The 20,013-nt window shown below is 42.1% G+C and carries 20 protein-coding genes; 8 read left to right on the plus strand and 12 right to left on the minus strand.

Translation table 11 applies throughout. The features are described 5' to 3' along the window. Positions 1-40: 40 nt before the first annotated feature. Entirely contained in the window at positions 41-586 is a 546-nt protein-coding gene (locus tag IQ13_RS15480) for a hypothetical protein (protein WP_144887411.1), read from the minus strand. Between the two features lie 67 nt (positions 587-653). Beyond that, a complete protein-coding gene (locus IQ13_RS15485; protein ID WP_144887413.1) occupies positions 654-1,499 on the minus strand; it encodes a CPBP family intramembrane glutamic endopeptidase in 846 nt (281 codons plus the stop codon). Positions 1,500-1,558: 59 nt separating this feature from the next. On the opposite strand from IQ13_RS15485, the gene pepT reads away from it, so the two are divergent. Then, complete coding sequence (gene pepT, locus IQ13_RS15490) at positions 1,559-2,812, plus strand: peptidase T (RefSeq protein WP_144887415.1); 1,254 nt, start codon at positions 1,559-1,561, stop codon at positions 2,810-2,812. Here the strand turns inward: pepT and IQ13_RS15495 are convergent. After that, on the minus strand, positions 2,809-3,315 hold the full coding sequence (locus tag IQ13_RS15495; protein WP_144887417.1) for a hypothetical protein: 507 nt from the start codon (positions 3,313-3,315) through the stop codon (positions 2,809-2,811). The two genes, pepT and IQ13_RS15495, sit on opposite strands and share 4 nt — an antisense overlap. Before the next feature lie 43 nt (positions 3,316-3,358). Beyond that, complete coding sequence (locus IQ13_RS15500; protein WP_144887420.1) at positions 3,359-3,742, minus strand: hypothetical protein; 384 nt, start codon at positions 3,740-3,742, stop codon at positions 3,359-3,361. Positions 3,743-3,836: 94 nt separating this feature from the next. Between IQ13_RS15500 and IQ13_RS15505 the strand changes: the two genes are divergently transcribed. Then, complete coding sequence (locus IQ13_RS15505) at positions 3,837-4,763, plus strand: SPFH domain-containing protein (RefSeq protein ID WP_144887422.1); 927 nt, start codon at positions 3,837-3,839, stop codon at positions 4,761-4,763. A gap of 73 nt (positions 4,764-4,836) precedes the next feature. Here the strand turns inward: IQ13_RS15505 and IQ13_RS15510 are convergent, their stop codons facing one another. From IQ13_RS15510 to IQ13_RS15520, 3 genes are all read right to left on the minus strand, one after another. Further along, on the minus strand, positions 4,837-5,439 hold the full coding sequence (locus IQ13_RS15510) for a c-type cytochrome (RefSeq protein ID WP_144887424.1): 603 nt from the start codon (positions 5,437-5,439) through the stop codon (positions 4,837-4,839). A 142-nt stretch (positions 5,440-5,581) separates the two neighbouring features. Then, the gene (locus tag IQ13_RS15515) at positions 5,582-6,007 is read right to left on the minus strand and encodes a nucleoside 2-deoxyribosyltransferase (RefSeq protein ID WP_144887426.1); all 426 of its coding nucleotides are present in this window, start codon (positions 6,005-6,007) and stop codon (positions 5,582-5,584) included. Between the two features lie 208 nt (positions 6,008-6,215). Continuing rightward, on the minus strand, positions 6,216-6,713 hold the full coding sequence (locus IQ13_RS15520; RefSeq protein WP_144887428.1) for a deoxycytidylate deaminase: 498 nt from the start codon (positions 6,711-6,713) through the stop codon (positions 6,216-6,218). Positions 6,714-7,031: 318 nt separating this feature from the next. Between IQ13_RS15520 and IQ13_RS15525 the strand changes: the two genes are divergently transcribed. Continuing rightward, the gene (locus IQ13_RS15525) at positions 7,032-9,050 is read left to right on the plus strand and encodes a T9SS type A sorting domain-containing protein (protein ID WP_144887430.1); all 2,019 of its coding nucleotides are present in this window, start codon (positions 7,032-7,034) and stop codon (positions 9,048-9,050) included. Between the two features lie 74 nt (positions 9,051-9,124). On the opposite strand, the gene IQ13_RS15530 is transcribed toward IQ13_RS15525, so the two are convergent. From IQ13_RS15530 to lpdA, 3 genes are all read right to left on the minus strand, one after another. Further along, complete coding sequence (locus IQ13_RS15530; protein WP_144887432.1) at positions 9,125-10,693, minus strand: M20/M25/M40 family metallo-hydrolase; 1,569 nt, start codon at positions 10,691-10,693, stop codon at positions 9,125-9,127. Positions 10,694-10,797: 104 nt separating this feature from the next. Then, the gene (locus tag IQ13_RS15535) at positions 10,798-12,042 is read right to left on the minus strand and encodes a TraB/GumN family protein (RefSeq protein WP_144887434.1); all 1,245 of its coding nucleotides are present in this window, start codon (positions 12,040-12,042) and stop codon (positions 10,798-10,800) included. Positions 12,043-12,401: 359 nt separating this feature from the next. Continuing rightward, positions 12,402-13,808 carry a dihydrolipoyl dehydrogenase gene (gene lpdA, locus IQ13_RS15540; protein WP_144887436.1) on the minus strand — a complete coding sequence of 469 codons (1,407 nt, stop codon included), beginning with the start codon at positions 13,806-13,808 and terminating at the stop codon, positions 12,402-12,404. A gap of 337 nt (positions 13,809-14,145) precedes the next feature. Here lpdA and IQ13_RS15545 point away from each other — a divergent pair, with 337 nt between their 5' ends. Next, positions 14,146-14,844: a MotA/TolQ/ExbB proton channel family protein gene (locus IQ13_RS15545; RefSeq protein ID WP_144887438.1), complete on the plus strand. Its 699-nt coding sequence runs from the start codon at positions 14,146-14,148 to the stop codon at positions 14,842-14,844. Positions 14,845-14,855: 11 nt separating this feature from the next. Continuing rightward, entirely contained in the window at positions 14,856-15,269 is a 414-nt protein-coding gene (locus IQ13_RS15550; protein ID WP_144887440.1) for an ExbD/TolR family protein, read from the plus strand. Positions 15,270-15,460: 191 nt separating this feature from the next. Here the strand turns inward: IQ13_RS15550 and prmC are convergent, their stop codons facing one another. Next, on the minus strand, positions 15,461-16,351 hold the full coding sequence (gene prmC / locus IQ13_RS15555; RefSeq protein ID WP_144887442.1) for a peptide chain release factor N(5)-glutamine methyltransferase: 891 nt from the start codon (positions 16,349-16,351) through the stop codon (positions 15,461-15,463). A 75-nt stretch (positions 16,352-16,426) separates the two neighbouring features. Between prmC and ribD the strand changes: the two genes are divergently transcribed. The 3 genes from ribD to IQ13_RS15570 are packed head-to-tail and all read left to right on the plus strand — an operon-like array spanning position 16,427 to position 19,065. Continuing rightward, positions 16,427-17,539, plus strand: coding sequence for a bifunctional diaminohydroxyphosphoribosylaminopyrimidine deaminase/5-amino-6-(5-phosphoribosylamino)uracil reductase RibD (gene ribD, locus IQ13_RS15560; protein ID WP_262711294.1), 1,113 nt, complete (start codon positions 16,427-16,429; stop codon positions 17,537-17,539). Positions 17,540-17,555: 16 nt separating this feature from the next. Then, complete coding sequence (locus IQ13_RS15565; protein WP_144887446.1) at positions 17,556-18,437, plus strand: EamA/RhaT family transporter; 882 nt, start codon at positions 17,556-17,558, stop codon at positions 18,435-18,437. A 25-nt stretch (positions 18,438-18,462) separates the two neighbouring features. Continuing rightward, positions 18,463-19,065 (plus strand): IMPACT family protein, encoded by a 603-nt coding sequence (locus IQ13_RS15570; RefSeq protein WP_144887448.1) that lies wholly within the window; start codon positions 18,463-18,465, stop codon positions 19,063-19,065. A 95-nt stretch (positions 19,066-19,160) separates the two neighbouring features. Here the strand turns inward: IQ13_RS15570 and IQ13_RS15575 are convergent, their stop codons facing one another. Then, positions 19,161-19,922: a YdcF family protein gene (locus IQ13_RS15575; protein WP_144887450.1), complete on the minus strand. Its 762-nt coding sequence runs from the start codon at positions 19,920-19,922 to the stop codon at positions 19,161-19,163. Positions 19,923-20,013: the final 91 nt, after the last annotated feature.

Consider the following 20,013-nt stretch of genomic DNA (forward strand, 5'->3'; position numbering starts at 1 on the left):
TTTGCGAACCGTTTTTGTTTTATAACAACAAACCGGAAACTTATTTTCTGTTCATCCACCATCCCAGCCACAGGCCAACCAATCCCCATGAAACAATGGCGTCCATGAAGTATGCAGCAATATCGTGCTTGGGATACCAGATATGACCGGTATAGGGTCCGTTTGTAAAAGCAATAATACCAACGATGAGGCTTGCGATGATGTAGGTACTGAAGCTGCTATTCGTCATTTTTGCAAAGATCCAACAGAGACCGATTATGATGATCATGTTTGCAAGAAGTCCCCGCACCATGTTCATTCCCATGTTCAGATTCCAGGCTTTGTAGTAGCTTATCTGTGCCCATGGTTTACCATCCACTTCTTTCATAAACTTTTCCATTTCTTCCGATGAGCCTTCGTTTTGAAGACGAGGCATAAAATAAGTGCCTTCTTCTAAACCGGAATTGTTTAAGAACTGGAGAATTGTGTCTTGTTTAGGTGTATACGCCTGCCCTTTATCATGAAGATTAGCAATTGCAAAAGAAATTGTTTGCCATGCAAACAGTAACAAGCCGCCAACGAGGCCGCCGATAAGAATCTTCTTCATGTTGTTGGTTTTAGTGAAACAGCAAAGTAGAAAAACTGTTCAGCATTCGCAAGCCCTGCGAGTACAATTATTCAACAATGCTGTACTTACGCTGAAACAGGAACAAGAGAATAAGCGTTGTAATACTTAACACAAATGTGGCAAGCCAGGAGGCTTCCAGCCCGAATGCACCGCCTGTAAGTAATGTTGAGCCACGCAGGTTTTGCTCGAGCATTACAGGTAAATCAAGACCGCTTATTTCAAACCCCAGTACCGGCCCCTGAAAAAAGTTCCAGCTGAAATGAAAGCAAATGGAGAACCACAGGTTACGGGTAAAAATATAATTGCTGCCCATCAACACACCGGCGATAAAAATATTCAGAAAAGCAATGAGCGACATGCCCGGGTTTAATGCGTGAAAACCTGCAAACAAAATTGCCGACACAAGTAGTGCAGGAATTTTGGGCATCGATTGTAAAAGGTTGTTGAGTATATAACCACGAAACACCAGTTCTTCAGAAAAACTTACTAGGATTAAGATGAGTGATATTTGTATAATTTCAATCCAGTTAATGTTGGCAGTAAACCATTGCAGCAACTGCATGGCCCATAAAACAGTCGCAAGAATGGTAATGGTTACAATGCCTGTTAACATACCTGTGCTGCGCTCGCTGGTATAGCCCTTCCAGCGAAAACCAAGACTAGCAAATGTATCACGGTCAATAGCTTTTCTAAAGATCCACACACTTAAAAAGGCTGCAAGAAAAATTAGTACCGTGCCGCCATAGAATAATGCTGTATCAGCATTGGGTAAACCCAACATCAGCAAAACAATGCCTGCAAGTGAGCTTCCAAAAAAAGAAAGAAGGATAAAGAAAATAAGAAAGAGTACAACTCTCAGCCAGCCTTTTTTGATTGCAGCAGTGGAATCCATAGAACAGTTTTGGGTTGAGCGATGAAACGCTGTTATTTTACATGTTCAAAAATAAGCGTATGGCAGCAGAATACAAGTTTGGAACAGCAGAACGGTTGATGCGTTATGTACGGATAGATACACAGAGCGATCCGGAAAGTACAACAACACCCAGCACCGAAAAGCAGAAGGAGTTATCGGCAATGCTGGTAAACGAACTGCTGGCAATGGGTATTACGGATGCACAAATGGATGTGTATGGTTATGTGTATGCAACAATTCCTTCCAATACTGACAAAAAAGTACCGGTTATTTGTTTTTGCAGCCACGTAGATACTGCGCCGGATTGCAGTGGCGCTCATGTAAAACCTATCCTGCACCGCAATTATAATGGAAATGATATTGTATTACCCGATGATGCTACACAGATCATCAGCACTGCAAAATATCCTTACCTGCAACAACATATTGGTGGCGATATTATTACTGCCAGCGGTACTACTTTACTGGGTGCAGACGATAAAGCAGGTGTTGCCATTATTATGAGTTTGGCAAATTACCTCCAGCAACATCCCGAAATAAAACACGGTACAATTAAGCTATTGTTTACGCCAGATGAAGAAGTGGGAAGAGGCACAGATAAAGCAGACTTGAAAAAATTAGGTGCCGATGTTGCTTATACGTTAGATGGAGGCGAGCTTGGTACGTTGGAAGATGAAACATTTAGTGCTGATGGGGTAAAGATTGTTGTACATGGTGTAATAGCGCATCCAGGTTATGCAAAGGGTATTTTGGTAAATGCCTTGAAGATTGCTGCAGAAATTATTGAAGCATTACCAAAGCATGAGTGGAGCCCCGAAACAACTGAAAAGCGGGAAGGCTTTGTTCATCCCGTTGCTGTTAACGGCATAGCCGAAAAAGCTACGATTGAGTTTATTGTTCGTGATTTTACAACGGAGCGTCTGCAGCAACACGAAGAGCGTTTAAAAGCCATCGCAGAAAAAATAGTACAGAAATATCCGGCATGCAGCATGGAGTTTATTGTAAAAGAACAATACCGTAACATGAAGCTGATTCTTGATCAGCACCCGCAAATTGTAGCAAACGCTGTTGAAGCATACAAACGTTGCGGCCTCACTGTTGTAAAAGAGCCTATTCGTGGCGGTACCGATGGAAGCAGGTTAAGTTACATGGGCTTGCCTTGTCCAAATTTGTTTACGGGTATGCAGGCCATTCACAGCAAACACGAATGGATTGCAGTAAACGATATGGAACAAAGTGCAACGATGCTGGTAGAGTTGGTTCAGGTTTGGGAAGAAAAAGCCAACCATTAAATTCCTGCTCCGTATGCTGCAATGATAATGATAATGTAAAGTAGCAATACAAGCAGGTACACAAAGCCAACGATGCTTAGTATCAACCCAACTTTTGCAAGTGTTTTGTTGGTACTGTCTAATGTACCCGGTGCCAGTTTTTCTTTGTTGAGTGCAGCATTTGAAATGAAAAAGCCTGGAATCGATAAAAGAGGCAGGATAACTATGCTGCACAAACCAAGTATAAAACCGGTTATTGCTTGGTTATTGGCTTTCTTGGAATCAAACTCCGGTTCGGGTGTAATTTTTGTGTAGTACCATAAACCAATGCGTTCAAACAAACCCAGCTTACGGCCAATCTTCTTTTCTGTTGCTTTGCGAAAGCTTTTAAACGAACTGTGTTTTTCTTTCACGGTAACTTCTGTGGGGTCGTTATGTACAGGTAAAATTGGTTCCGCAGCGTAAGTAAGATTAGTGGCAGAAAAAATCAGTGCAAGTAAAACGGTTAGTAATGCATTCTTCATAAACGTAGTTTGGTATTCGGGATAAAGTTAAACGGAAGAAAGTTTACATGCGAATAAAATTGCTGTCGGTTTTCTCTTTTGGCCAAATGCGTAGCCCCCAATAAATAGGGAAGGCAATGCTGTTTACAAAAATGAATAACAGTACCCAGATGATTCGTTCTTCGGTTTTTACCTGGTTGTTGTTAATAGCGTGAATAATGAAAAAAACCATCAGCCCAAGATGTATAAGCCCCAGCACAACAGCACTAATGATAAAACCCGTCATGTTAAAAAAGAATGCCTCCGGCGGAATATTTCCATGGTATTCACTTTCTAACCGAAGCATTTCGGGCAAAAAGCTAATGAGCATGTAAATGATGAGAACAGCTGTGGAAATAATTGGTAAAAAGGCCAGGATGCCAATGAAGATTTTTTTACTGCGAGACATAAGCGTCGTTTCCCAGAAAGATACAAAATGTGTCAACAGATTCCTTCCTTTTATCGAAAGGAAAGTGCTACTTTGTATAAAAAATTAAACTGTTATGGCTGTCTTACTTAGTTATTGGTTTGTCTTCGTCATCATCTTTATCATCTTCAGCGGATTATTTACCGTAAACCAGGGAACAATGGCTGTTATTACCATGTTTGGAAAATACCAGCGTACAGTTGGGCCGGGTTTGAAGTTTAAAATTCCGCTTATTGAGCAGGTGTACAAGCGTGTTAGTATTCAAAACCGTTCGGTAGAGCTGGAGTTTCAGGCGGTAACCATCGACCAGGCGAACGTGTATTTTAAAAGCATGCTGCTGTACAGTGTGCAGAACTCCGAAGAAGAAACGATTAAAAAAGTTGCATTCAAATTTTTTAGCGATAAAGATTTAATGCAGGCATTGGTGCGTACTATTGAAGGGAACATCCGCAGTTATGTGGCAACCAAAAAGCAGGCAGAAATTCTTGGTCAGCGCAGAGAAATTGTTGATTATGTAAAAGCCGAAATCGATCATTCGCTCGAAGAGTGGGGTTATCATTTACAGGATCTGCAGATCAATGATATTACGTTCGATCAGGCAATTATGGAAAGCATGAGCAAGGTGGTAGCAAGTAACAACTTAAAAGCGGCTGCTGAAAACGAGGGTCAGGCTTTGCTGATTACAAAAACAAAAGGTGCAGAAGCAGAAGGTAATGCCATTAAGATTTCTGCTGAGGCAGAACGTGAAGCAGCCCGTTTACGTGGTCAGGGTGTAGCCTTGTTCCGCCAGGAAGTTGCAAAAGGTATGACGGAAGCTGCAGAGCAAATGAAGCAGGCCAATCTTGATACGAATGTTATTCTATTCAGTATGTGGACAGAGGCTGTTAAGAACTTTGCCGAATACGGAAAAGGAAATATTATTTTCTTAGATGGAAGTGCCGATGGTATGGAAAAAACAATGAAGCAGATACAGGCGCTGATGGTGAAGCAGGCAGGCAAATAAAATCAATAGATTTGAGCAATAAAAAACGACCACACTTGTGGTCGTTTTTTATTGCTGTCATGTAACGTATTGCTTAACTTTTTGCAGGTGGCGGAGGCGGGTTAATCTTTGCTTGTGGTACTACATTCTTCACCGGCTTGGTTGATTTGAGATAAGCGAAAATGGCACTTATTTCATCGTCCGTTAAATGCTTAAATGCTTGCCAGGGCATGGGCGGTAAAATAGGTCTTGTATTATCGAGGCCTTTGTATTTACCTTCTCTCAATACTTTTTTAAATTGTTCTTCTGTCCACATGCCGATGCCTGTAGAATCGCTGCTGATGTTTGCAGCATACGATTGTCCCCATGGCCCAACAACAGATGTAAAGTCGGGAGCAAACAAAACCCAGCCGGCTTTTAATGCATCTTCGTTGGCAGCAGGTAACGTTGCAGTAGACGGATGACCGCTTAAACGTAACTCAGGAATAATTTCCGGGCCTTGCGGTCCCATACGTTTGGGCGAATGGCAAATATCACAGTCGTGAACAGTCACCAGCCGTTCACCTTCTTTAATAATGTCTTCTGGAGATTTAGCAGCTGCTTCTTTAGAGGTGGCCTCGGGAGCCTGCTCGTTACAGGCATTCACGAAAAACATGAATAGCAGCACAGCACATAGCAATGGCAATGAATTACGCATGGTTGGTTGATTTGGGTTAAAAAATAAAAAGCAGTGAAAAGGATAGGAAGCGGTTGGTTGACAGGGGTATACGAACCTGTCAGAAATGTAGAGAGTTTCTGCGGTAATTCATAGCTTATTGCCAGATATTCACTAAATGATTTTAGCCGTTTGTGCGTATAACTTCCGGTTGCAGTAAGATTTCTTTTACAACATTGTGCAATTGCTGTTGCAAATCGTCGGCACTTTTGTAAATAACACTGTAGTCGCTAACACCGGAAAGTGTTGTAGAATGTTCCGATTCTTTATGCCGGAGATAAACAACCGGTTTTTGTTTGGCTTTTGCATAACCTGCTTCTATACCAATGCCAATGCCTTTGTGTGATGTTTCTGCAATGAGAATGTCGCATTGTTCAAGCGACGCAAGTGCTGCCTGCATCATTTCCCGTTCCTGTTCCGGCTCAAATTTGTGTTGATCAACAAAAACCAGCGATTCGATCTGGTGTTCTTCCAGCACCGTCATGATAGCTGTAATGGCGGTGTTTAAACTGCGGCGTTTTTGGTAACTGATAGAAATATAGGCTCTCATACACCTGCAAAATACGATTTGAAAAGTAAGATAGGGGAATCCCAACGGTTCTTAGCGAATAAAAAGTTAATCACATTTATGGGGAAAAATTTATGTACTTGTTAACTGCTTCGGTTACAACTAAAATGGCTTTTTGAAGCCTGCTAACACCTATAAGTTGTATTTGCCGATGTAGAAATTTTCTGTATAAGAGGGAGGGGCTGCCCGTTTATATTTCATTTTCTTTAAATGAAAGTTGCAGGTTTTCCAGATCCGTTTTTACTTTCCTGTAGGTAACGCCGGCTGTTTGTAACATGCGTTTCGAAGCCAGTGAAGAATCGGTTGAGCCATATTTATCTGAAAGAAAAATAACTTCCGTAATGCCGGCTTGTATAATTGCTTTGGCACATTCGTTACAGGGAAACAATGCGGTGTAAATTCTGCAACCATGCAAATCCATACCAATATTATTGAGTATGGCATTCAGTTCGGCATGGCATACATACGGGTATTTAGTTTCAAGAAAATCGCCTTGCTTATCCCAAGGGAATTCATCATCATTACAGCCGGCGGGTAAACCATTGTAACCCGCTCCTACAATTTTGTTTTTACTGTTTACAATACAGGCGCCCACTTGTGTTGAAGGATCTTTACTTCGCTTTGCAGAAAGCAATGCTATACCCATAAAATATTCATCCCAGGAAATATAATTGGTTCGTTTACTCATAATAGAATTTACAGGTGGTGAAGGTAATGTGAAACAGGCACTTAGAGGCAAATCGTGTTTTTACGAAGTAGTTTGTCTATTTACTTCATTACGAAGATTACTAATTTTACATCGAATTAGTAAGTGTTTTTGTCTATCCGATCCCAATGAAAATGAATAGCTGACTGCTGGTTACTCTTAATTCAGTTTCATAAGTATTTGCGGGATTTGATAGAAATGAATAAACCGAAGGATTGCTGATTACGTAAAGTTAAGCGTAAAAAGGCCAGGTGTTCATCGTATCAACACGTAACAATTCAGTTAATCTAATCTGTACTTATGAAACATTTTCTACCCTTAACAATTTTTCTTTTCATTAACGGCACCTATGTTAATGCGCAACTATCGAACGGTGGAACGCTTGCCAATTTTACAATTGATGCCGATACCAAAGTTGGCTATGCAAAATTTGGTACCACCACCTTACTTGCTTATAACAACGACGATTGGTTTTTACCCGGCTCCTATGCAGGAACCGGTAAGCCTGTTATTGATACAACAGGCGCTGCTGCTTTCAGAACACGATTGATGGCCGGTGATAACATCTCGTTCAGCCGCAGAATGAATGTAGTAAACAACACCATCGTAAACGGCAGAATTTGGGTAGATGGACTATATGTTAGAGATTATACGGGCAGTACGGTAGGTGCAAGTTATACTTATGATAGTACAACGTTTGGTAATGCGGCAAAAAACGCCGACAATCCTAATACCGGTTGGAATGTGAGTACACAAACTATTCCGGGAAAAACTGACCTGGTAGATGGGTTTGCGCATTTGCGCAGAGATGGTAGTTCACCTGGTGATTCTTTATGGATGAATTTCGGCATCAGTACGCTCGGAGTGTTGGGTACACGTTATTTTGATATTGAGCTTTTTAAAAAAACATGCGTTTATAATACCACTACAGGTTTATTTAGTACAGGTGGTACTGAAGCTGGCCATTCAGAATGGAAATTTAATGCCAGCGGGCAAATTATTCAAACGGGCGATCTGATTATTTCTGCTACATTCAGTCCCGGTTCAGCTCCTGTGCTGGATATAAGAATATGGGTATCGGCCACAACCTATAATAACGTTAATCCTGCTTTTTTTAATTTCAATTCAAATTTCGACATGCCTTCAGGAGGTAGTTACGGGTATGCACAAATTGTTTCAAATGCAAATACTACGGCCTTTGGTGCAGGTACGTCTAACTATAGTGGAATTGCTCTTACAGATACAACTTATGCTACACCTTGGGGAACTACAACGTACAATTCCTCCAATACGCAGCGTATCTGGTCGGCAAATTTTGATCAATTGCAGTTTGTTGAAACAGGTCTTAATCTAACACGTATCGGTTTAGATCCATCTTTATACACAGCATTAGGTATGGGCCAATGTTCGCCGTTATTTAAATCTGTATTTTTTAAGTCTCGTTCATCTGCCTCATTTACAGCAAACCTTCAGGATTTTATGGGACCATATGATTTTGGTGCATTACCTGCTGCATCAACTGTAGCTGCTTCATCTAATTTTCCCACATTGTGTCCCAACAATCCTGTAAGTACACTATTTGTAAATAATGCTGTCACTTCATCAATCTACGAATGGAGTACATCTAATGGTAATATCGTAACGAATCCTGCCATTGGTACATCAATTGACATTAACAGTGCAGGAACATATTATGTAGCGCAACGATTATTCAGCGGATGTGAAGTATACGCCATCGATACAATTCAGATTGTATACGCATCCGCAAGTTGTTCTGTTTTGCCCAGCAACAAAATAACAATCGACGGTAACAGAAAAGGTAGTGAAGCTGTTGTCAAATGGAAAGTGACACAGGATATGCTATCATCGGCTAACAGGTTTGTGGTTGAACGAAGCGCAGATAACAACGCTTTTGAAACAGTAACAGAAATAAAAGCAGATGTAAATAATGCGGTTTATTCTATTGAAGACAGGCTTTCAGCGCAGGCCGTAGGATACAGTTACAGAATCAGAGTTGTTATGAACGATTATTCTGCTGTTTATTCTCCATCCTTATTGTTAAAAGCTAGCCATACCGCCGGTGTGCTGAAGTTTTACCCCAATCCCGCCCGAAACGAATTGCGGTTATACACCGGTACAGCATTTAAAGATGCCAAGGCATTTATTTACGATTTATCGGGCACTGTAGTGCAACAAACTGTTTTCTCCGGCAGTGAGCTTCAGCTGAATATTGATTTATTGAAACCAGGCACTTATTATCTGCATGTGCAACCCAAAGCAGGAGGAACAAAACAAGTGCACAAATTTGTAAAACTCTGATGAGCTTGTTTGCTGGTGTATACAAAAACAGCCTTGAGAAATCAAGGCTGTTTTTGTATGGAGTATACTATTTGTTATCGTTGCATTTGCACCGGCTTGGGCATTTCTTTGCGTGGTAGCAGCCCATCACGCTGCGCAGTGTTGTACACAAAGCTGGCAACAATTACCGCCATCTGTTTCAAATCATCTGCAACCAGGTGATCGTAGCTGTCCATTGTTGTATGGTGTGTACGTGTGTCATATTCAATTTCATCCTGGATGAATTGAAAACCGGGAATACCCAATTCGTTAAATGAAATATGATCGGTACCTCCTGTATTTTGAAGGGTGAGGGTAGAAGCGCCCATTTCTTTAAACGGTTCCAACCATTTTGCAAAGATGGGTTGCACACCTGTGTTGCCTTCTAAATAAACGCCTCTTATTTTACCAGTACCATTATCAATGTTATAGTATGCAGAAATTTTTTGTTGCTCGGGTTTTACTTCTTTTGTTACACGATCGCCTACATAATTTTTAATCCAGCCACGAGAGCCAAGCAAACCCTGTTCTTCGCCGCTCCACAATGCAATGCGGATCGTACGTTTCGGTTGCAGGTTCAGTGCTTTAAAAATGCGCATCACTTCCATCATCACGGCACAACCTGCAGCATTATCCGTAGCGCCTGTTGCACCATGCCAGCTGTCGAGGTGTGCACCAATCATCACCACTTCATCTTTCAGTTTGGGATCGGTGCCTTTAATTTCACCAATTACATTGTAGCCTTTTACATCTTTATCGGTAAACTCCGATTGTACATCCAGTTCCATTTCCACTTTTGTACCCATGTTTACCAGGCGGTTGATGGTTTTCAGATCTTCATACGCCACAGAAATTTCTAAAACAGAAGGTTTGCCGTTTACAAAATCGTTACGGTTGCCTGCAGGGTTTTGTACAAAAATGGTTCCGTCGTGCGATGCTGTACTTGCCGTTAAAAATGCAGCAGCACCTTCGCTTGTAATGAGTTCTTTAATGAGTGTATTTAAACGTTGTGCACCTGCAAAACGTGCCATGTTTGGATTGCCACCCTGGCGTGGACCTTGCGGTTGCGTAGGAGGTTGATAGGCAGCCATTTTTTGCAACTCTTCTTCGGTATAACGGGTAGCATCGGGTTTAAAGCTGTGCTTGTACTCATCAGTTCGATTTACCAACACTACTTTGCCTGCAAGTTTTCCTTTGTATTGCATTAACTCTGTAGAGTCTTTTACGGTAATCACCACTACCTCTGCTTTTTGCAAACCCTTTGTACTTTGTGTCCATGTTTTCGGATAAGCCAGAATGGGTTTGTAATAAGGTGCGGTCATCGCCACATAACTTTTCTTCAGCTGCCAGCCTTGTCCAAATTCGCCCCATGGGTCGAGTGCAGCTTTGCTTAAGCCCCATTTTTTCATTTCGGCAATGGCATAATCAGCTGCACGGTAATAACCAGGGGAGTTGGTTAAACGTGGACCACTTACATCGGTTAAATGAAACGCAATATTCATCACCTGCGAATTAGTGGTACCTTCTTTAATGATTTTGTTAATGATGTCTTGATCAACTTTTTCCTCTTGTGCAAAACCCGAAAGGCTCAGCAACAACGAGGCAGATAACAGAAGCTTTCTCATACTGGTTGTTTAATTGGTTTGATGCTGAAAGTAAAGAACTCACAGAAAAAAAACAATGCTTTCTTGGCAGCGGTTGATAAGGTGGTTGTGTGGTAGCAGGAGCATTATTCCTGCTTTGTATAGGGAATGGCGGCCGGCGATTGATTAAACAATATCAGCACCTGGAACAGCTGTGTGGTTGTGGCTGTTTCAGGATCTTCGCCAAGCGTAAATGCATTTGATTGATGAAACGGAGATTCTTTTTTATTGAGCAGAAACAATACTGCTTTACTTGAGTTGAAATAAGGTTCCATTAAATCATAGTGGGTTACAGGTCCGGATAAAGAACCATTGCTTACTTTAAGATTGATGTATGCATTTGTTTTGCCGCTGCTGTCTGCCTTATTATTCCTGTTTGGAATCATGGCTTCGCCGCCATTGTAAATACTCATGAGCGATACCACACCTTTTACAGCATTTGCTTTAACAAGAATGGCTGCAAATCTCGGATCGCCGGGTACATCAAACTGTTTTACATGAAAACTGCCCATCAAGCCGATGATCTTTTCATCTTGAATGCCGTAGCGCTTTTTAGCGTATAAGAAATTATGGTACATCACCGAATCCCGCAGATCGTTGCGTTTACTAACGGCAATCTGTAGCCGTTGATTAATGTTATCGAGCAGGTGTTCGATATCTTCAAAATCTTTTCCAAGATGCTTTTTGTAAATGCGATCGTTCTTAATAAAACTGCTGTAAGCATTATTGAACTTTTGTATAAGCAGCGCAGCTGTATCCTTCACGGGATTCATTGTTGTAAATGGATTTTTCAAAGTGTCGGGTAATGCAGCAGGCAGGTTCCGCTGTATATACAGCAATGCATCACGGTAAGCAAAATCAAGATCAACAGTAATGATCTGCAGTTTGCTTTTTGCAGGCAGTTGCAGGTTGTAGTTGTACAGCTTTTGAAAAAACTGCAACAGCTGTTTGTTGTAGTAAAAGGTGTTGGGATGAAACTGAAAGAAACTGTCGAGCACCTGTTCATTACCTGTATGCAAATAACGGTTGAGGTAGAGTTGATCGAGAAACCCCAGCTCCAGTAGAATATACTTCAGCCCCACGGTTTGCTGCAGGTGTTTAATCAGATCGAACTGCAGTTCATTGTTGTACTGCGTGCCATGTCCTTCGCCTACGAGGAATAACTGGTTCTGCAAAATAGTTTTGGTAAAAACTTTTTCTGCGTTAGCAAAGCCATTGTTCCAGGTTGCATGGTTTTGCTGCAAATAATCCTGTGACTGTTTCGTATTCTGCGCAGATGCAGCTCGACATACGAGCAATGCACAAAGCAGGAGAGTAGTAAGCTGTTTCATTGTAAGGTTTAAGCGATAAGGTTTAAGCGATAAGGTTTAAGTGATAAGGTTTAAGTGATAAGGGTTATTCCGCTGCTGCGGCTATGTAAACTTACAATGATGTTTCTGACATGTTTATGTGGTTTGTATCAACGGCCTTAGAAGCGGTTTTCAGGAACGGAAATGAAAATAATCTGTCGGTATTATGCATACGTATTATCATAGCATGTATTTGGTTGCTACATAATTCTGTAATCTTCACATTTATGCGTAAGAGGATAGCATCAGACATAACCTTATTAAAAACAAAGCCCCGACATTTCTGTCGGGGCTTCTTTATCTTGTAGTCCGTAAATCGTTTTAATCACGGTTCAGACTGGTTAAATATCAATCGCTTCACCGTAAGCAGCAGCAGTTGCTTCTTTTACGGCTTCACTCATGGTTGGGTGCGGATGCACCGAGTTGAGGATTTCGTGGTAAGTTGTTTCCAGCTTACGGGCAACAACCACTTCCGCAATCATATCGGTAACACCCATGCCAATCATGTGTGCACCGAGGAACTCGCCATACTTTGCATCAAAGATTACTTTTACAAAACCTTCGGTAGCACCGGCAGCACTTGCCTTACCACTTGCCATGAACGGGAACTTACCAACCTTTACTTCATAACCCGCTTCCTTCGCTGCTTTTTCGGTATAACCAACGCTTGCAATTTCAGGTGTGCAATAAGTACAACCGGGGATGTTGTTGTAGTCCATTGCTTCCGGTGTGTGGTGGTATTTCTTTTCTAAATAAGCAATATGTTCTGCGGCATTAATACCCTCTTTACCTGCAACGTGTGCCAGGGCCTGACCCGGAGCCACATCGCCAATAGCATAAATACCCGGTACAGAAGTTTGCTGGAATTTATCTACAACAATCTTTCCTTTTTCTGTTTTAATACCGTTTTCTTCCAAACCAATGTTTTCGATGTTGGCAACCACACCGGCAGCACTTAGCAGAATGTCTGCTTCAAGTACCTGCTCGCCTGCAGCTGTTTTAACGGTTGCTTTTACACCTGCACCTGAAGTGTCCACTTTGGTTACTTCAGCGCTGGTCATAATGGTAATGCCTTTTTTCTTGAACTGCTTTTCCAGTTCTTTCGAAATATCTTCATCTTCTACAGGCACAACACGTGGCATAAATTCCACGATGGTAATTTTTGTACCCATGCTGTTGTAGAAATCGGCAAACTCCACACCAATGGCACCGCTACCAACCACAATCATCGATTTTGGTTGTTCGGGCAATACCATTGCTTCACGGTAGCCAATGATTTTTTTACCATCCTGCGGCATAGCAGGTAACTGACGGCTGCGGCCACCTGTAGCAATCACAATATATTTTCCTTCAACAATGCTTTTGCTTCCATCGGCAGCAGTTACTTCCAGTTTGCCTTTGCCGGCAACCTTACCGTAACCCATAATTACATCAATCTTGTTTTTCTTCATGAGGAAGGTAACACCCTTGCTCATTTTATCGGCTACACCACGGCTGCGTTTTACCACACCACCAAAATCGTGTTGTACACCTGTGGCAGCAATACCATAATCGGCACTGTGCTTCATGTATTCATATACCTGTGCACTTTTCAGCAGGGCTTTTGTAGGGATACAACCCCAGTTTAAACAAACACCACCAAGGCTTTCTTTTTCTACAATTGCTACTTTAAGACCAAGCTGTGAAGCACGGATAGCGGCAGGATAACCACCGGGACCACTACCAAGAACAATAACGTCGTATGCCATAGAAAGAATTTGAAAATTTGAAAATGCAGTAATTTGAAAATTATCGGCTGCGAAGGTAACTGAAGAACGGGAAACGGCAAAGAGGGAAGGCAAGGTAGAGGGTATAGGGTGTAGGTTGTAAGGAAGGAGGTTGAAACTAAGGACTTTTCTTCTTCCTTATGCCTTTTGTCCTCAACCTTCTGTTTTAGCTTTCCTCTAACACAAATCGTTAAAACATGGCTGCATATTTGACTGTGGAAAATAAACAGCAGCACAACACGTTCAATTGCTGTGCAAGATTTACATTTGACCGTCGGGAACGTTTGCGTTTCCGCATTACTAAAACCATTTGAACCGTATGAATTTTTTTCTTCTCCAGGTGCAGAATGCAGTTGATACATTGGTAAATGCTGCAACAACACAGGCCGTTCCCAAAAAAGAAATGCATTTGATTGATCTGCTGATGCAGGCAGGATGGATCATGATTCCCCTGTTACTGTTAAGCGTTGCCACTGTATATGTATTTGTTGAACGCTGGATGGCGATTAAAAAAGCAACCGAAGTGGATGATAATTTTATGAACATCATCCGGGATAATATCTTAAGCGGTAATGTAACGGCTGCCCGCAACTTTGCCCGTAACACGGCCAACCCGGTTGGACGGATTATCGACAAAGGCTTGCAGCGTATTGGCAAACCCATCGATTCTATTGAAAACAGCATGGAAAATGTGGCGCAGCTGGAAATGTATAAACTGGAACGGAACGTAAACATTCTTTCAGTGATATCGAAAGTTGCACCCATCTTCGGTTTCGTGGGTACACTGGTTGGTTTGATGCAGTTGTTCTTTAACATCAACGCCACCGGTGAATATGAACTGAGTACCATTGCTGGTGGTATCTATACCAAGCTCATTACTTCTATCAGTGGTCTGGTCATTGGTTTGATCGCTTACCTGTTCCACAATATTCTTTCTACACAGGTTGAAAAGGCAGTGAACAAAATGGAAGCATCTGCTGCTGATTTTCTTGATGTATTACAGGAACCTACACGTTAAAACAAGAACCCATGAAGCTGAGAAAGAAAAGAACAGAGTCGAGTGAAGTGTTTACAGATGCGTTGAATGATATCCTGTTCATCCTGTTGATGTTTTTCCTGATCGTATCCACGCTGGCAAACCCTAACGTGCGCAAAGCATCGTTGCCCAAAGCCAAAAGTAATACGACTGCTAAACAATCAGTGGCGGTAACCATCGATTCACTCAATCGTTTTTATGTAGAAGCAAAACCGGTCGATCCGATGGCGATGGACAGTGCACTGGCCCGCATCATTAATGCCAAAAGAGCGAACGGTGAAGAACCAACCATTGCCATTAATGCCGACCGTAACTGCAAGCTGGAAAGTTTTGCTGCAGTACTGCGTGCTGCAGATCGTTTAGGCGTAAAAGCTGTGATGAATGTAGATAAGAAAGGATTGCAGTAAATACAACGTTAGAAGTACGAAGTACGAAATACAGCCCGTCTGACGCCCTCGTCTGACGGGTTTTTAGTTTATGATTTGAGGTTTATTATTTTTTGTTGTTCAGCAATTGAACAGGTATCAACAGCATTGGCGTTGCAACCTTGTACAGCAGATAAATATTCTACAAAAGCAGGCAAACCAGAAACAATAAACTATAAACGATAAACAGCCTTGACCATTCGTTCATTACCACTCATGTCTTTCCGTAATTCAACCGTAAATCCTTTTTGCTGAAACAGCTCAACGGTTTCTTTGCCTAACTGTTGATTGATCTCCACATACACTGCTCCGCCGGGATGCAGATGCTGCAGTGCAAAATCAGCGATCTTGCGATAGAACAGTAATGCATCTTCATCGGGAACAAACAATGCTTTATGCGGCTCATAGTCCAGCACGTGTTTGCTCATGGTATTGGCTTCGGTTGTTTTAATGTAAGGCGGATTGCTGACGATGATATCGAATTGGCCAAGTGTGTTCCATTTGCTTTCATCTAAGAAATCGAGTAACAGAAAGTTGATCTCAGCTTCATTATTCACCGCATTGGTTGTTGCGGTATGTAAGGCTTCGCTGCATACATCAATAGCCGAAACTTCGGCATCAGGTAAGTTCTTTTTTAGAGAGATGGGAATACATCCGCTGCCGGTACCAATGTCGAGCAGGGTGAGTGGTGAGTGGTGAGTGGCGAGAGCTGCAGCCGTCCTTCGTACTTCGTACTTCTTACCTCGTACCTCCTTCACGATCCAATCTACCAGTTCTTCTGTTTCCGGTCGGGGAATCAACACACTTTCATTTACTTCAAACTTCAATCCGTAAAACCAGGCTTCGTTTAATACATATTGCAGCGGACGATGGGTGAGCAGTTGTTGCAGAATTTGTTGCAACTGCAGAGTTTCTTCAGTACGTACTTCTTCCTGCTTCAGTTGGCTGATCTTTTTTTTGCCTACATGTTCCACCACCAAAGCAGCAATGGCTTCGGCTTCGCCGGCTTCATGTACAGCGCTTAAGCTTTGCCGTAAGAGTTGATATTGTTCCTGCCAGTTCATTTATGCAAAGCTAATTCAGCAGGCGATAGGTATGCCATACTTATTGAATCCCTCCTGAAATTTATCAGACAACGGATGTGCGGCATACTTTTCACTCGCTCCGAAACCGTTACTTTTGCAGCCTTGCACACACACGAAACATATATGCTGCGTTGTATTGAGCTGGCCCGCAAAGGAACCGGTTCGGTAGCCCCCAATCCAATGGTGGGTGCTGTGTTGCTGTATAATAACGAGATCATTGGCGAAGGCTGGCACCAACGGTACGGCGAAGCACATGCCGAAGTGAATTGTGTAAGTCAGGCCGTTCAAAACGGCCAGACCGGTAAACTGCAAGAATCAACTTTGTATGTCTCACTCGAACCCTGTGCCCATTTCGGCAAAACACCGCCCTGCAGCGATCTCATCATCAAACATAAAATTCCGAAAGTGGTGATTGGTTGCAGGGATCCGTTTAAAGAAGTTGATGGCAAGGGCATTGAAAAATTAAAAGCAGCAGGCGTGGAGGTGGTTGTGGATGTATTGAAGGAGGAATGCATCGAACTCAATAAACGCTTCTTTACATTCCATCAGCAGCAACGGCCCTATGTGATTTTGAAATGGGCACAGACTAAAAACAACATCATCGGTTCGAACACAACTGAGCGATTGTTGATAAGCAATGAAATCACTAACCGTTTGGTACATCAGTGGCGCAGCGAAGAAGCAGCAATGCTTGTTGGTTCTAAAACGGCTTTGCTTGATGATCCGCAATTAACCAATCGCTATTGGTCTGCAGACAAACAACCGGTGCGTTTGGTAGTAGACCGGCAACTGCAATTGCCTCATTCATTAAACTTATTTAATGGTGAAGCAACAACTATTGTGCTGAATGAATTGAGGCAAACAAACGAAGGAGCAGTACAGTATGAACAGTTGAGTGGAAACGGATCGGTTGTGCAACAGGTATTGCAGGCATTGTATCAACGCAAATTAGACAGTGTGCTGGTAGAAGGTGGTGCCGAACTGTTGCAGCATTTCATCAACGAAGGATTGTGGGATGAAGCACGGATTATTACCAATGAAGCATTGGTTGTTGAAGCCGGTGTTAAAGCACCGCAACTGCGAAACGAACTACTGACAAATGAACAACAGCTCGGTAGTGATAGTATCTGCTGGTATAAAAATTCAACACCTGTAACTCATCACTGATTACTCATCATTCATTATGTTATTTCTCATCGGCAGTATCATCCTCAGTTCCTGGCTTACACTTTCATTCAAGTTAGTGGAACGGTTTGGTATCAATACCTTTCAGGCAATTGTATTCAACTACATAACCTGTGTTGTTACGGGCTCATTTGTAAACGGTGCTTTTCCTATGAATGCGTCGGCAGCTCAGGAGCCTTGGTTCAAATGGGCGATGCTCATGGGATGTATGTTTATTGTACTGTTTAATGTAATTGCAAAAACAGCACAAACAATGGGGGTGGCTATAGCATCGGTTGCCAATAAATTATCCTTGGTTATTCCGTTTTTATTTTCCATTGTATTGTATAAGGAAGCAGCTACAGGTTTAAAAATTGCAGGTGTATTACTGGCGCTTGTTGCAGTTGTATTTACCTGCTGGCCTTCTGCAGTACATACGGAGCCTTCGGGCAAAGTAGTAAAGTCGGCTTTTTTTCTTTTGCCTTTATTTTTATTTGTAGGTAGTGGCTTGCTCGATACGATCATTAAATACGTAGAAACAACTTTTGTAAACGACGCTAATCAAAACGCTTATCTCATCAGTTCTTTTGCTGCTGCGGCAACAATCGGCTCTGTTCGATTACTCATCGGTTTTACCGGCGGCAGTTTAAAGTTTGAACCCAAGGCTGTACTTGCAGGTATCATCATCGGTGTACCTAATTATTTTTCTATCTGGTGTTTAATGCATGTATTGAAAGCCTATGCAGGTAACAGTTCGGCTATCATTCCCATCAACAATATGGGCATCGTGCTCTTCAGTACGCTTGCAGCCTTTTTATTATTCAACGAAAAATTAACGAAGCTCAACTGGCTGGGTATTGTATTGTCTATTACAGCCATTGCATTGATCGCTTACGGTTAAACCTCATTACTATTTATAACATTTAATGAACGAAGAATTTTACTATACCATTTCACAGCCCGTTGTAGCCGAGTTTAAAGACCGTGGCAGCCGTTTCCTTGCACATGCTTTTCCCATTACAACAATTGATGAATTTAAAGAAAAGCTGAAACAGCTGAAAGAAGAACACCCGAAAGCAGTGCATCATTGTTTCGCTTATCGATTAGGAACAGATGGCAATACCTATCGTGTAAGCGATGATGGCGAACCATCGGGCAGTGCCGGTCGTCCAATACTCGGACAGATCGATAGCAAACAGGTGACCAATGTACTGGTGGTGGTAGTGCGTTACTTCGGCGGAACATTGTTGGGTGTGCCGGGTTTGATCAATGCATACAAAACCGCAACCACATTGGCGCTGCAAACAACACCTATTGTTCAAAAGCAAATTGAAGTGAATTATTTACTCCACTTCGATTATACCCGTATGAACGATGTAATGATGATTGTGAAGCAATACAACTGCAGCGTTGTACGGCAGGAACAAAATCTGTTTTGCGATGTGGAGATCAGCATTCCTAAAAACCGTTTGGAAGAAGTGCTGTTTAAGTTAGGAGAGATGCATACGGTGGAAACAAGGAAGAAGTAGGTTTTGGTTCATGGTTCATTGTTCATAGTGAAGAAGCTCTAAGTTACTAACCGCATCTCACGTCGTACTTCCAACCTCGTACTTTGTACTTGCTCTCACGCTTTTCCTGTCAACTTGTACACCAACAAGCCCACAACCTCTTTCAAGTAAATATCCCAGCCTGTAAATGCATTGTGCGAAGGGGTAATCGAACTGAGAAATTCCTGTGGGTTATCAATTGCATTAAAGTTGCAGGGGTAGGCAACCGTAGTAATGCCTGCTTTTGTAAATACCTCCTGCGAACGTTTCATGTGTATGGCCGATGTAATTAAAAGGTACGGTCCTTTTTCATGTGCACTGTCGAGCAGCTTTTTGGAGAACAATGCATTTTCGTATGTATTGCGACTTTGATTTTCCGTAAGAATATCCTGTTTGGGCACACCCATCTCCTGCAGTTGTAGCGTTACAAAATCGGCCTCCTTGTATTCCTGCCGTTTAATGCTGCCGCTGCCACCGGCGATGAGTATTTTTTTGATATGCCCCAACTTGTACAAACGCACAGCTTGTATAAAACGATCGGCTGCTGCACCATAAAAACCCTGCTTCGAACTGAATTCAAATCCAACAAATCCACTCAGCAAAATGCCCACATTGTATTGCTCGTTTGGCTGAAAGGTTTTTTGTTTTGCCTGCCAGTTAATGGTGAGTTTGTGAATGAGGTAGGGATTGGAAAAAAGCAAAAACCAGCAGCAGGTAAACATGATCCAGCGCTTTTTTCGTTTGGCGTCTTTCACAAAAAAACAAACAAGTACAAGCAAGAGCAGCCAGTTAAACGGCGATAACAGGAAATACAGCATTTTGGAGACGAAGAAAAACATGGGCCGAAGATAATTAACCGCCGTATTAAATGGTTTTGCAATTTGAAAGTTTAGCTTGAATTTTGCTGCTATAGCTATTGTGCCTGCTACA

Source organism: Lacibacter cauensis (genome assembly GCF_007830055.1).
GTDB classification, from domain to species: Bacteria; Bacteroidota; Bacteroidia; order Chitinophagales; family Chitinophagaceae; genus Lacibacter; species Lacibacter cauensis.